Annotated in this window: 11 protein-coding genes; 7 read left to right on the plus strand and 4 right to left on the minus strand. The window is 45.8% G+C overall.

Annotation, left to right across the window (positions count from 1 at the left end; all coding sequences use genetic code 11):
* The first annotated feature begins 130 nt into the window (after positions 1-130).
* The gene (locus tag NYE56_RS03850; RefSeq protein WP_014476144.1) at positions 131-796 is read left to right on the plus strand and encodes an NAD(P)H-dependent oxidoreductase; all 666 of its coding nucleotides are present in this window, start codon (positions 131-133) and stop codon (positions 794-796) included.
* Positions 797-833: 37 nt separating this feature from the next.
* Here the strand turns inward: NYE56_RS03850 and NYE56_RS03855 are convergent, their stop codons facing one another.
* On the minus strand, positions 834-5,222 hold the full coding sequence (locus NYE56_RS03855) for a multifunctional 2',3'-cyclic-nucleotide 2'-phosphodiesterase/3'-nucleotidase/5'-nucleotidase (protein ID WP_341283491.1): 4,389 nt from the start codon (positions 5,220-5,222) through the stop codon (positions 834-836).
* A gap of 242 nt (positions 5,223-5,464) precedes the next feature.
* On the opposite strand from NYE56_RS03855, the gene yfkM reads away from it, so the two are divergent.
* Positions 5,465-5,983 (plus strand): general stress protein 18, encoded by a 519-nt coding sequence (yfkM, locus tag NYE56_RS03860; RefSeq protein WP_047182280.1) that lies wholly within the window; start codon positions 5,465-5,467, stop codon positions 5,981-5,983.
* A gap of 39 nt (positions 5,984-6,022) precedes the next feature.
* Here the strand turns inward: yfkM and NYE56_RS03865 are convergent, their stop codons facing one another.
* Both NYE56_RS03865 and NYE56_RS03870 read right to left on the minus strand, forming a co-directional pair.
* The gene (locus NYE56_RS03865) at positions 6,023-7,213 is read right to left on the minus strand and encodes an MFS transporter (protein ID WP_003243812.1); all 1,191 of its coding nucleotides are present in this window, start codon (positions 7,211-7,213) and stop codon (positions 6,023-6,025) included.
* A 109-nt stretch (positions 7,214-7,322) separates the two neighbouring features.
* A complete protein-coding gene (locus tag NYE56_RS03870; protein WP_010330293.1) occupies positions 7,323-7,538 on the minus strand; it encodes a DUF1128 domain-containing protein in 216 nt (71 codons plus the stop codon).
* 202 nt (positions 7,539-7,740) lie between these two features.
* Between NYE56_RS03870 and yfkJ the strand changes: the two genes are divergently transcribed.
* The 3 genes from yfkJ to NYE56_RS03885 are packed head-to-tail and all read left to right on the plus strand — an operon-like array spanning position 7,741 to position 9,400.
* The gene (gene yfkJ / locus NYE56_RS03875) at positions 7,741-8,211 is read left to right on the plus strand and encodes a protein-tyrosine-phosphatase (RefSeq protein ID WP_268556139.1); all 471 of its coding nucleotides are present in this window, start codon (positions 7,741-7,743) and stop codon (positions 8,209-8,211) included.
* A 17-nt stretch (positions 8,212-8,228) separates the two neighbouring features.
* Positions 8,229-8,549 carry a hypothetical protein gene (locus NYE56_RS03880; protein ID WP_003233665.1) on the plus strand — a complete coding sequence of 107 codons (321 nt, stop codon included), beginning with the start codon at positions 8,229-8,231 and terminating at the stop codon, positions 8,547-8,549.
* A gap of 23 nt (positions 8,550-8,572) precedes the next feature.
* A complete protein-coding gene (locus tag NYE56_RS03885; RefSeq protein WP_268556138.1) occupies positions 8,573-9,400 on the plus strand; it encodes a YihY family inner membrane protein in 828 nt (275 codons plus the stop codon).
* Positions 9,401-9,598: 198 nt separating this feature from the next.
* Here the strand turns inward: NYE56_RS03885 and NYE56_RS03890 are convergent, their stop codons facing one another.
* Positions 9,599-10,774 (minus strand): MFS transporter, encoded by a 1,176-nt coding sequence (locus NYE56_RS03890; protein ID WP_003233661.1) that lies wholly within the window; start codon positions 10,772-10,774, stop codon positions 9,599-9,601.
* Positions 10,775-10,941: 167 nt separating this feature from the next.
* Here NYE56_RS03890 and cax point away from each other — a divergent pair, with 167 nt between their 5' ends.
* Positions 10,942-11,997, plus strand: coding sequence for a calcium/proton exchanger (gene cax / locus NYE56_RS03895; RefSeq protein ID WP_003242902.1), 1,056 nt, complete (start codon positions 10,942-10,944; stop codon positions 11,995-11,997).
* Positions 11,998-12,067: 70 nt separating this feature from the next.
* Entirely contained in the window at positions 12,068-12,862 is a 795-nt protein-coding gene (locus NYE56_RS03900) for a YfkD famly protein (protein WP_003233657.1), read from the plus strand.
* Positions 12,863-12,874 lie beyond the last annotated feature (12 nt).

Here is a 12,874-nt window from a genome sequence, read left to right on the forward strand (position 1 = left end):
CTGCCTGCGGCAGCGCGCTTTTTTGTTTGGTATCAAAATTGATACTATCCAACAAAAATGTGCGTACTTTTACTTTTTATCATAATGGCTACAATAGAGATGAGAGTAACCTAAAGGAGAGGTGTTTTACATGGCAGATCTAAAGAAACAAATTCTGGATGCATACAATTTCAGGCATGCAACTAAGGAATTTGACCCGAATAAAAAAGTGTCAGACAGCGATTTTGAATTTATTTTAGAAACAGGAAGACTGTCTCCGAGCTCACTCGGCCTTGAGCCTTGGAAATTTGTCGTCGTCCAAAATCCGGAATTCCGCGAGAAGCTTCGTGAATACACATGGGGCGCGCAAAAGCAGCTGCCGACCGCAAGCCATTTCGTCCTGATTCTTGCGCGTACAGCGAAGGATATCAAATATAATGCGGACTACATCAAACGTCATTTAAAAGAAGTAAAACAAATGCCTCAAGACGTATACGAAGGCTATTTAAGCAAAACAGAAGAATTCCAGAAAAACGATTTGCATTTGCTTGAAAGTGACAGAACATTGTTTGACTGGGCATCAAAACAAACCTATATCGCGCTTGGCAACATGATGACTGCCGCTGCGCAAATCGGTGTTGATTCCTGCCCGATCGAAGGCTTCCAGTATGATCACATTCACCGTATTCTTGAAGAAGAAGGCCTTCTGGAAAACGGAAGCTTTGATATTTCTGTGATGGTGGCATTTGGCTACCGAGTGAGAGACCCTCGTCCGAAAACAAGATCTGCTGTTGAAGATGTTGTGAAGTGGGTTTAAATAAAGAAAGCTGCTCGCTTAGCGAGCAGCTCTTTTTTTATGCCTGATTCGCTCTATTCTGTTTTCTCCTCTGATGTAAGTACATTGCGGTGCCGAGTGCGCTGATCAGAAATCCGGCCAACAGGATCGAGTACATGGATGTGGCTGTGTCCGGAAGCAGGCCGCCAGCCGGACCGTCTGTTCCTGATCCGCCCGAACCGTTTCCTCCAGAGCCGTTAGTCGGTTGAGTGCCGGGAGGCGTATCATTTCCTCCGTTTCCGTCAGTTGGCTGTTTTCCGCCTGGTTTGTCGGAGCCGCCGCCATGATTGCCGTCATCACCGCCTGTCGGTTGATCTGACGGGAATGCAGGCGGTTTGTTGTTCTCTCCGGAATTTAAGATCGTGTATTCGCTGAAGTGGTTTGTATATCCTGTCACCATATCATCGTCAACTGATCCGTTATCTGTCTTTATGAAAGCTTTCTTTTTCCTGTCGACATGATAAATGGCAGGGTTATGGGCTTCTTCAATATCAAACATGCGAAGCGAAAGCTGAACGGGCTCCTTGAATGAATTTATTTCTTTTCCTTTTTGCTTCACTGTAAAGTCATATACATCTGCCAGTGACACATCCAATTCTCCCGTCGACTTGATTCCGATTGCAGTGTCTGCGGTTTTAAGGTTCGCCATTGGCATCTTCATGCTGTACCAGTAGTTGAACACCGTCAATGAAGGATCTGATTCTCTATCTTTCAAAAGTTTGACCTGATCTTTTTTTACTTTAAGTTTGATAGGCTTCTCTTGAGATCCTTCATGTGTTCCATAATAGACAAGTGGCGTGTTGGCATTTTTAGCGTAAATCGCAAATTTGTCTTTATCAAGTGTCCAGCTGCCGTCCTTCTGCTTTGTCGGCAGGAATACTTCTTTGATCCGTCCTTCAACTTTAGGAGAGACCTTGTTTCCTAGTTTTTTCAGCTGTTCGGTGAAAATCTCATAATCAACGTAGCCAAGGTCTTCACCATGGGAGGCTTCTGTAAAGACAGAATATCCGTCTCCTCCGGCACCGACAAAATTATTCGTTGCCACGCGGTAGGTATTGTCAGGATCAAGATTAACTGTTTTTCCGTCACGCATTTCCAATTTGACTTCAAGAACACGGTGTCCGGGTTCCTTGTTTAATGTAAACGTATATTGGATTCCGGCCACCTGAGGGAAGGCGCCGCCTCCGTTTTCCACATTGCTTAATCCTTGTTCAAGAGCTTCTTTAATTTGTTTTCCGGTTAAATCGGCCACGTAAAGCGTATTGCCGAACGGCATCACGTTGAGCACCTCGCCGAGTGTGATATCACCTTTGTCAATGCCGGCTCTGATGCCGCCGCCATTTGTTATCGCTATTCTGGCGCCGGCTGCTTCTTTCGCTTTTGCCAGCATACCGTCCGCAATGAAGTTTCCGAGATTTGTTTCCTTCGTGCGCACATGCTCACGCTGGCCGTCAAGCGCCACATCCGTATAGCCGACTTTTTCATTTTTCACGTCTTCTAATTCACTTTTGAACTGATCAAGCTCTTGTTTTGCTTCTGCGTTTTCTTCTGTATGCTCATCAATTGGCAGCACGCTCAGATTTGATTTGTCTGTTTGCACAACGCCATTTTCATCAAACGCGACATCAACGCGCCCCAAGAATTGGCCGTATTCTTTTGCCTGCGCCACGATCGTCGGTTCTTCGTTGTTTACGACCTCCATTTTGTCAACGAGGGTGTGAGTGTGTCCGCCGATGATCAAGTCAATGCCTTTTACTTTTTTGGCTAGCTCAAGATCACGGTTATGACCGATATGGGTTAAAGCAATAATTTTATTTACCTGTCCTTCTTCCTGAATCGCTTTGACGGTGTTTTGTGCTGTTTCAAAGGCATCATTGAATACGATGCTTTTGCCCGGGCTTGATGTGGTGGCCGTATCTTCCGTTGTCAGGCCGAATACGGCGACTTTCTCCCCGTCAACGTCTAACAGAATGTAAGGATGGATGCCGGCCTCTTTCTTTTCACCTGCGGTAAAGGTTTGCGGTTTTTTGACAAATGATTTCAGTTTGGGCTCATTTGACACATCAACGTTTGCGCTGACAATCGGAAATTCCGGCGCTTCAAAGTGATAGCGGTTCGCCGGATCAACGGTCGCGCTGTTTCCGCTTAGAAAATCAGAAAGCACTGTCGGGCCTTTGTCAAATTCATGATTTCCGAAGGTCATGGCGTCATAGCCCATCATGTTCATCATTTTCAGATCGGCCAAACCGTTCCATTTTGTAAAATACAGATCGCCGGAAAACACATCTCCCGCATCAAGGAGAATGTTGTGATTTGTTTCGCTGCGTACTTCGTTGATTTTCGTCATTCGTCTCGCTGCATCATCGAGATGTGCGTGCGTATCATTGGTGTGCATGACGGTCAGATCCCACAGTCCGTCTTTAGGAGGATCTGGATTTGAATCATCATCGAATTGCAGCTTATACACACCATAGCCTTCATTCGCAGACTTGCCTACATAAGCGACGTCGTCTGCTTTATCGGCAAATGGCTTGGCCAAAAGCGAGGATTCAAACGTCAGATTCGTGCCGGAAACAGGCGCGATTGACCAGTTGTTGTCTGCCTTTGGATTGACTGTTTTTTGTTCAATAATGTAATCCATCAGCACCTGCCTATTTTCAACTGCAGAGCCGTGGACAATTTTATCGCTTGTCAGATGAGGGAACCCGCCGCCTCCGGACGCACGATAGTTATTGGTGACTACGAGAAATTCCTGGCTTGGGCTGATCGGCTTGCCTTCATAGGAAAGGTTGATGATCCGGGATGAATCCGCATTGATCACTTTTCCGTTCTCATTGTATTTAGCCGGTTTTGTCACATCGACCTGATATGTGACACCGTCAATCACGTCAAAATTATAGGAGCGGAAATTCTCGTTCAGCAAGGCCTGATCGCCGCCTTTGGCTGGATCAATTTGGTTGAATTGGCCTGCTGACATCTCCAGCCAGTCCTTCACTTCGCTGCCTGTCAGCTTGACGATTTGAACAGTATTATCGTAAAGGTACAAGTCACCGACATTTTTAATCGCAAGATCTCCGGCTGGAATGTTTGTATAGTAATTGGCTCCGTTTCTGCCGCCTGCTTTAAACGGCGCCCCCGCAGACAAAATTGGAAGGTCCTTGTACTCAGTATCCTTCATTTCTTTTTCGGCATACCATTTTTGCGCGTCAGTCACGATCTGAATGGAAGGATCATCTTTGACCTGTGCAAAGAAGCTGTTAATATCTGCTTCGGTTTTGCCGACTGGCTTTCGGACATACTCCAGTGTGTTTTGGTGTGTTTGCTGAATGGTGTTTGTAACGGTTTCGTTTCTTGATGTGACGTTGCCGGCAATGGACTCAATACTTCCTTTGGAATCTGCTACCTTCCATGAGCCGTCCGCCTTTTCAAGCTTGAGGTCAATCACGCCTAAATATTTGCCCCAGCTGCTTGGCATGACGACAGGAATGCCGTTAATTGTTCCCTTTTCCACATCGAACTGAGCAACACCCGCATACTCGGCGGAAGGAAAGAGTCCGTGCTGATGGCCCGAGATAATCGCGTCAATGCCTTTCGTTTTGGTGGCAAGGTCAAACACGGCGTTTTCTGCACCTGTTGATTGTGACTGCTTTTCAATGCCGGTGTGGGCGAGGGCAATAATGACATCTGCGCCTTCCGCCTTCATTTTCGGGATCGTTTCATTGGCGGATTCTACGATATCCTGCACCTGCACCTGCCCCTCGAGATTCTTTTTGTCCCATGTCATGATTTGCGGCGGGACAAAGCCTATGTAGCCGACTTTTACTTTTTGCTCATTACCGTTTTCATCAATGAGGGTTTTTTCATTAATCACATACGGCGTATAACGGTTTTCACCGCTAGTTGTTTTGACGTTGGCATTTACAATCGGGAAATCGGCTCCTTTGATTGTGCCGTCGAGAAAGTCGAGCCCGTAGTTGAATTCATGATTGCCAAGCGTTCCGGCGTCGTATTTCAGCGCATTCATGACGCTGATAATCGGATGGGTTTTCGTGCCGGAGATAATGTCGTCTTTTTGATATTTCACCGCGTATTCACCCAGCGGATTCCCTTGAATCAAGTCGCCGTTATCCACAAGCAGGGTGTTAGGGTTTTGCTCGCGGTGCTTTTGGATCAATTGCGCTGTTCTCGCCAGACCGAAATCCGCCGTTTCTTTGTCGCTGTAGTAATCGTAATCCATCATGTTGGCATGAATATCAGTCGTAGCCAAAATATTCAGATGCACCTGAGGAGCCGCGCTTTCTTCTGCATGAATGGGTGGTGTTGGGAGGATTAGGCTAAGTATCATAATTGGGGGCAAAAGAATACGGAGAATGTTTTCGACGTGTGTTCGTCTTTTCTGTATTCTCACCAGTTCTCCACCTTTCAACGAAATTTGTATTACAGCTCCTATTGTAAGAATATTTTGTAACTATTTGTAGGTGTTTCTTTATGATTATTGTAAAAGGGAGAAAAATGAGTATTATGTAGCAGTATCAAACGACAAATACTGGGTACTTATGCTTATCGTTTGTCACAATCGCGGAATGTTTATTTTAGTGTGGCTGGGGTAGAGTGTTTTATGTAGACATATAAAGCGGGAGGTTATGAATCATGGGGAAAAAAATTGCAGTTGTTTTGACAGATTATTTTGAGGACAGCGAGTACACTGAGCCTGCGAAAGCCTTTAAAGAAGCGGGACATGAACTGACTGTCATTGAAAATGAGAAAGGAAAAACAGTAAAAGGCAAGCAGGGAAATGCTGAAGTGACGGTTGACGCGTCCATTGACGACGTAAACCCTTCAGACTTTGATGCGCTTTTGATTCCCGGAGGATTTTCACCAGACCAGCTTCGCGCTGACGATCGTTTCGTCCAATTTGCAAAAGCGTTTATGACTGACAAAAAGCCGGTATTCGCTATTTGCCATGGCCCGCAGCTTTTAATCAATGCGAAAGCGCTCGATGGCCGAAAAGCGACAGGCTATACGTCCATTCGTGTTGACATGGAAAACGCCGGTGCCGACGTTGTGGACAAGGAAGTGGTTGTTTGCCAGGATCAATTGGTCACTAGCCGCACACCGGACGATATACCGGCATTTAACCGCGAGTCATTGGCATTGCTTGAGAAATAAGAAAAAACGGACGCTCTTGGGCGTCCGTTTTTTTGTTGCTTAGGCTTGAGCACCTGTCAGTTTCTTGTACCTGTAATACAAGAAAGCAGCTGCAGCCGTTCCGATGACCGCAATGCCGAAGTCGAATATGAAAATATGGGCGATGCCCCCCGCTTTTGCGATAAGCCCTGTTGCAATCGGCAGCAGAATCGATGCAAGGCTTGAAGCGGTCGCTACAATTCCGGTAACGGTTCCTTTTCGCTTCCAGAAAAGCTCTGTCATTAACGTAATGGTAATTTGAAACACACCCGCAGTTGAAAAGCCTAAGAAAAAGGCAGTGATGTCCAGCACAACTGGGATATGAACGGTCAGCATGACTGCGAGCGTACATAAAGTAATAATAGGATATAAGAGCGTTATGAAGACAGGTTTGACCCATCTGTTCAGCAAAACGGCTAATAATAAAACAGATGCCAGAGATCCTATACTATAATAGCTCAGCAATTGTACGGATGCTGATTCAGCTAAACCGGCTGCCTTTTGCGCGTAGCTCGGGAGCCAGATTTGAGAAACCGTAAATAAAGCCGTGGATGTAAAACCGATGATAATCAGTGCGGTGCCTTCTTTCTGAAAAACGGGTTCAGACAAGAAAACGGGAGATTCCTGTTGGCCGCTATTCGTTGGTTTCTTATGTTTTTTAGGAAACGAAAGCGTTGATAAATAAATAATATTCAGGAGATAGACCGCTGCAGGCAGATAAAAAGCAAATCCGTAAAACATGCTGTGGTCTGCTAAAAATGTGATCAAAAGCGGCAAAAGTGCGGCCCCGACAGACATAAAGGCTTTGACCAAGACATTCGCCGAACCGGAAGCAGACGGAAAGAGCTCGGTTAGGGCCGGATATGTTCCGGCATCCATCGCTGAATTTGCGACTCCGGCTAATAAGGCGAACACAAACGCCAGCTCATAGCTTGGTGATAAAGGAATACCGACTAAAAAGACGGCCATAATTCCCGCAGAAGCGACAACAAGCGGCTTTCTGCCGATTTTATCTGATAGAACTCCGGAAATGCCGTATGTCAGCAGTTTGCCAAACCCGATAGCGGCAATGACATAACTGATGCCGGTCGGATCGGTATTCCACTGTTTTGTTAATGAGGACATATTGGATGCGAGAATGATGTTGACCATCCCCAGAAAGAAGTAGTTGATATACATTCCGGATGCTGTTTTGATAGATGTCGTTTGCATGCTTGTACTCCTTCAAATCTTATTCGAACATTTTGCTGTTTACTGTTCTAAGGAAAATTGGTTTGGGGAAATGATAAAAAAGACTCGCCGAGTTTCCGGCCAGTCTCCATCATTTACGAAGCGAGGCTAATTCTTGAGCAATCGCCTGCATTTCACTTGGGCTGAATGATTCTTTTTTCATCACCATGCTGTGAAGGTACGTGAGGTCTTCAATCTTCTCATCACTGAAATCCTCTGCTTTGATTACGCCGACGTTCAGCATGTTCAGCTTTTGGGAAATCTCTTCAATCATTTGAGTTAATGTTTCTGTATTTGGGCTGGACAAATGGTTCCATCCTTTCTATGCGCAATATAGGTATGTTTTATTCTAACAGAATTCCATCAGAAAAAAACCCTATTCTAAAAGCAGGCTTTTCATTCCAAAAAAGTGAAGACATCAGTTGAAAAGGAAATGAACATCCTACTAAGATATTGATGAAGGTTTCTTTTTAGAGAAATAGGGGCAAAGAATAGGGAGGTTGGACAACATGATAAGCGTGTTATTTGTTTGTTTAGGAAACATTTGCCGGTCTCCGATGGCGGAAGCGATTTTTCGGGATCTGGCAGCCAAAAAAGGATTAGAGGGGAAAATCAAGGCGGACTCAGCGGGAATCGGCGGCTGGCACATCGGCAATCCGCCGCATGAGGGAACGCAGAAGATATTGCAGAGAGAAGGAATCAGCTTTGATGGCATGCTGGCGCGTCAAGTCAGCGAACAGGATCTGGACGATTTTGATTACATCATTGCAATGGATGCAGAAAATATCGGAAGTCTCAGAAGCATGGCGGGATTTAAAAACACCTCGCATATCAAAAGGCTTTTGGACTATGTTGAAGATTCAGATCTTGCCGACGTTCCCGATCCTTACTACACAGGGAATTTTGAAGAAGTCTGCCAATTAATCAAATCGGGCTGTGAGCATCTGCTTGCGTCTATTCAAAAAGAAAAACAATTGTGAGTGAAAGGAGAATTTGCATGAACAACGAACGTTTAATGCTGAAAGGGATATTTCTCGGAGCTGCGGCAGGCGCGGCGTTATCACTGCTCCATAAGCCGACAAGACAGGCGTGCGGCATGAGATGGCTGACATGCAAGCATAAACTTTCACTGTACAAAAGCAACCCAGAGCTGTTAAAAAACACTGTCATCACAAAAGTGGATGAGGCCAAAAAGCTCGCCCAAACGCTTTCAAAGGAAGTCGACTTTGTGAACCAGCAGGTGAAAGAACTGAAGAAAACAACGCCGCAAGTGATGGAACTCGTGCAAGAAACGAAAGAGCATTTTTCAAAAAAATGATCAAACATGCGAGGTGAGACGACATGAATTTTTTGAAAGAGCTTTTCAGCAGATACACCCTTCATGAAGGACAAAGTAAATCAGCGGAGCTGGCGTATTTTTTTCTATTGTCACTGTTTCCGTTTTTGATTTTTATGCTGACGCTCACCGCGTATCTTCCGCTTTCTACCGATGATGTTTTAGGAGTCATAGAACAATATGCTCCTGCCAGTGCGATGTCACTCGTTGAATCCATTACCCATCAAACCTTAAATAATCGAAATGGCGGTTTGCTGTCATTCGGGATTATCGCCGCATTATGGTCTGCGTCTAATGGTATGAACGCGATCGTCCGGTCGCTGAACCACGCGTATGATGTGGAAGAAAACCGCTCTTTTATCATTGTTCGTCTTACCTCGATTTTTTTGACGATTGCCATGGTATTTACGATTTTAGTGGCTTTGCTTCTGCCGGTATTTGGCCGGGAGATTGGAAGGCTCGCTTCTGACTTTGTCGGCGCGTCGGATCTGTTTTTATCCGTCTGGGCCGCCATTCGCTGGGGTGTCAGCCCGCTTGTGCTGTTGATTGTTTTTTCCGCGCTGTATGTGATTGCGCCGAACAAAAAGCTTTCTCTCCGGTTTGTCATGCCGGGTGCGGTCTTTGCGACCATCGGCTGGATCATTGTCAGCACATTGTTTTCGTTTTACGTCAGCACGTTTGCGAACTATAGCGCCACTTACGGGAGCATCGGGGGAATCATCGTTCTGATGATTTGGTTTTACTTGAGCGGCATTTTAATTATCCTAGGCGGAGAAATCAACGCCCTTTTACATAAACGTAAAAAGCTTCCTGATGAAAATCCCTACCATTAGCGCACCCTATAAACGAACTTCGGTTCAAAAAGAAGTCGGGGGGATATCGTGATGACCAAGCATACAAAAAAAGGCGGAAGCCATAACAAACAAAATTCGAAAAGCAAATCGAGCCATAAAACAAGCGGAAGCGCCAACGGACAAAACGGCTACCATTAGCATAAAAGCCTCCTGACATGATGTCAGGAGGCTTTTTGATTAAGAAGATGAAGAATAGGTTTCAGCCGGTGACCAGCTTTTCGGTTTTCCCAGCACAAGGGCCAGCCACACAGCGCTAAGCGTAAGAGTAATGAAGTAGAACAAGTTTGCGCTTTCAAATGTCTGCATATACCAGCCGCCGGCAACCGGACCGAGGATGCTGCCGAGACTGAATGTAATGCCGCAAAGCAGGTTTCCCGCCGGCAGGAGGTGAGGCGGAAGAAGATCTGTCATATAGCTGATGCCAAGTGTAAAGGTTGATCCTACTGCCATTCCTGCAATAAAAAAGCAGCCGCCGATCACGTAAGGCGAAGGAAATACACCGGCGATGAAAAAGCAAAGAGCCCCAGTCAGTAAAATCACCAGCAGCACATTCCGCCTGCCGTATCTATCGCTGAGGATGCCGAGTGGAAACTGAAAGATAATGCTTCCAATCGCAAATGCGGGAAGGATGATCGCTACTGCGTCTACTGATATCCCCAAACGGAGCGCGTAGACCGGAAAGCTTCCGTTCAGCGCCGTTTCCAGAAAGCCATAGCCAAATGTAGGCATAAAGGCAACCCACCCAAACAGCATGGCCTGATAAAATCGCCTGAAACTATTGTCTGATTTGGTTTCATGAGGACTGGTTTCCGGGTATGCATTTTGTAGAAAGAAAACAAAAAGCCACGCAAACAGACTGATGCAGCCGGACACGATAAAAGGAAGCGACGGACTCAGCTTGACAAGCGGCACCATGAACGGGCCTGCGGCAAAGCCAAGGCCAAAGGAAAGCCCATAAATAGACAGGTTTCTTCCGCGATTTTGTTTTGATGACATGGAGGTCACCCACGTTTGCGTAGAAAAGTGAAGCATGTGGTCGCCGATTCCAATGAACAGGCGAAGCAGGAACCAGACCCAAACTGACTGAAGCCAAATAAATCCGAATAAGCTTAAAATGACAATGCTTCCGCCCATGACGATCAGCGGCTTGAACCCGAGCTTTCTGAGCGGCGCTTCCATAAACGGCGAAGCCAAAAGCACACCGATATACAGCCCGGTCGCGTGCAGGCCGTTGATAGCAGCGGATTCTCCATTTGTTTCAAAAATGATTGAAATGACAGGCAGCAGCATGCCTTGTGAAAACCCGGAAATGGAAACGAGCAAGACAAGGATAAAGAAATGAAATCGTGACATCGTGTCAGTTCTCCTTATGTGGAATCTATGTTGATCGTACAACGTTTTCCAAAAGCAGGCAACCTGAAAAAAGCCTATATCACGCTATACATTTGCCCTCGTGTAATCATGAAGGTTTTTGTGAAGAATAAAAATAAAACAAGTCATAAAAAAGGAGCTATTTCACCATGAATCGTATCTTTTTTATTTTAGTGGCGGCCGGTGTTCCGCTTTCTGTGATTGGCAGTTTGATGCATTGGCCTTCCGCGGTTCTATTTGCCGTTTATTGCGTGACGATTATCGCGCTTGCAAGCTATATGGGGAGGGCGACAGAATCACTGTCCATCATTGCAGGACCGCGTATCGGCGGTTTGTTGAATGCCACCTTCGGGAATGCGGTGGAGCTGATTATTTCCCTTTTTGCATTAAAAGAAGGCCTGACAGGAATCGTGCTTGCCTCTTTAACCGGTTCAGTGCTGGGGAACCTGCTGCTGGTAGCGGGCCTATCGTTTTTTGTCGGCGGTTTAAAATATAAGCGGCAGGAATTTAATATCCATGATGCCCGCCATAACTCCGGGCTTCTGATTTTTGCCATCATTGTCGCCTTTGTGATTCCGGAGGTATTCTCTGTTGGTATGGGAAACGCCAGCAAGCTCAATTTAAGCATCGGCATCAGCATCATTATGATTCTGTTGTATGTGGCGGCGCTGTACTTTAAACTTGTCACGCATCGGGGCGTTTATCAGCCGAATAATGCCGCTCAGACTGAAGAAGAGGAAGAGCCGGAATGGTCAGGGAAGGTTGCGACGATTGTCTTGTTTGCGGCAACGATTGTGGTTGCATACATATCCGAAAACCTGGTCCATACCTTTCACTCGGTTGCTGAACAGTTCGGGTGGAGCGAGCTGTTTATCGGGGTCATCATCGTGGCGATTGTAGGAAATGCGGCGGAGCACGCGTCAGCGATTATTATGGCCTTCAAAAATAAAATGGACATTGCCGTTGAAATTGCAGTCGGCTCTACGCTGCAGATCGCTATGTTTGTCGCACCGGTTCTCGTCATCTGTTCTATCTTTTTTCCGACAAGCATGCCGCTTGTATTTACATTGCCCGAGCTCGTCGCGATGGTATCAGCGGTTCTCTTGATGATCGCGATTTCGAATGACGGGGATTCCAACTGGTTTGAAGGGGCGACACTGCTTGCTGCATATGTCATTATGGCGATCGGCTTTTTCCTTCTTTAACCTGAAAAAATGATGGATAACAACAAAGCGGGATGAAAAGACTAAGGGAAAATGCCATAGAAAGAGTGATATGATGAAAAAGCTATTTCATTCCACACTTATCGTGTTGTTATTCTTTAGTTTTTTCGGCGTTCAGCCCATCCACGCGAAAAAGCAGTTTAAGGTTCCTAATTCTGTCGCAAGCATTTCAAAGGAAAACACGTATCCGAATGCTTCACAGGATCAGCCAATGCTTCAGCCGAGCAAGCTGGCAAAGGAATTGCTCGATCATTCTGAGGTGAAGATTGAAAATCCGCATCTCATCAAAATGCTGAATGAATCCAACATATCCGGCACACCGCTTGCAGTAGGATACCGGGCGACAATATTTCTCGGGAAATGGGCGCTCGGCTATGAATCAAATGAAACAGTCGCAAACTGGGAATATAAAAAAATCAATACAAACCGTGCGGATAACCGCGGCGGGAAAGAAACGGCTGAAATGCATTATGCCCAGGAACAGCAGTACAGAGTGAAGGGCGGCCTCACAGCTAAAGTTCCAAATGCTGAAGATGTCAAAAGCATGATGATGCAAAAAGCAATGAAGAAAACGAACCTTCCGCTTGCATTTGAGACGGTCATTGGGGCTGGCACAAAACGGGATCAGATTTATAAAGTCGCTCCTAAAAAAATCGGTTATCTACATGCATATGCACCGGCTGTGAATGAAAAAGGAAAAGTGACTTACGGAGAAGTGTACTTAGTGCTGAAAGGAAATAAACGAAAACTCGTCGTGAAAAATGTCACGTCACAGGGCATCGGCGCCTGGATTCCGGTTCAAGATCATGTCACATTTGGCTTTCAGCTTTCCTCACTGCCAAGATAAATAAAAAACTGA

The sequence above is a fragment of the Bacillus sp. FSL R5-0603 genome, assembly GCF_038050295.1.
Classification (GTDB): Bacteria; Bacillota; Bacilli; order Bacillales; family Bacillaceae; genus Bacillus; species Bacillus subtilis.

Coding starts and splice junctions, on each gene's coding strand:
- NYE56_RS03880 (WP_003233665.1), top strand. CDS start 8,229: ATGAACAACGAACGTTTAATGCTGAAAGGGATATTTCTCGGAGCTGCG.
- cax (WP_003242902.1), top strand. CDS start 10,942: ATGAATCGTATCTTTTTTATTTTAGTGGCGGCCGGTGTTCCGCTTTCT.
- yfkJ (WP_268556139.1), top strand. CDS start 7,741: ATGATAAGCGTGTTATTTGTTTGTTTAGGAAACATTTGCCGGTCTCCG.
- NYE56_RS03850 (WP_014476144.1), top strand. CDS start 131: ATGGCAGATCTAAAGAAACAAATTCTGGATGCATACAATTTCAGGCAT.
- yfkM (WP_047182280.1), top strand. CDS start 5,465: ATGGGGAAAAAAATTGCAGTTGTTTTGACAGATTATTTTGAGGACAGC.
- NYE56_RS03885 (WP_268556138.1), top strand. CDS start 8,573: ATGAATTTTTTGAAAGAGCTTTTCAGCAGATACACCCTTCATGAAGGA.
- NYE56_RS03890 (WP_003233661.1), bottom strand. CDS start 10,774: ATGTCACGATTTCATTTCTTTATCCTTGTCTTGCTCGTTTCCATTTCC.
- NYE56_RS03900 (WP_003233657.1), top strand. CDS start 12,068: ATGATGAAAAAGCTATTTCATTCCACACTTATCGTGTTGTTATTCTTT.
- NYE56_RS03865 (WP_003243812.1), bottom strand. CDS start 7,213: ATGCAAACGACATCTATCAAAACAGCATCCGGAATGTATATCAACTAC.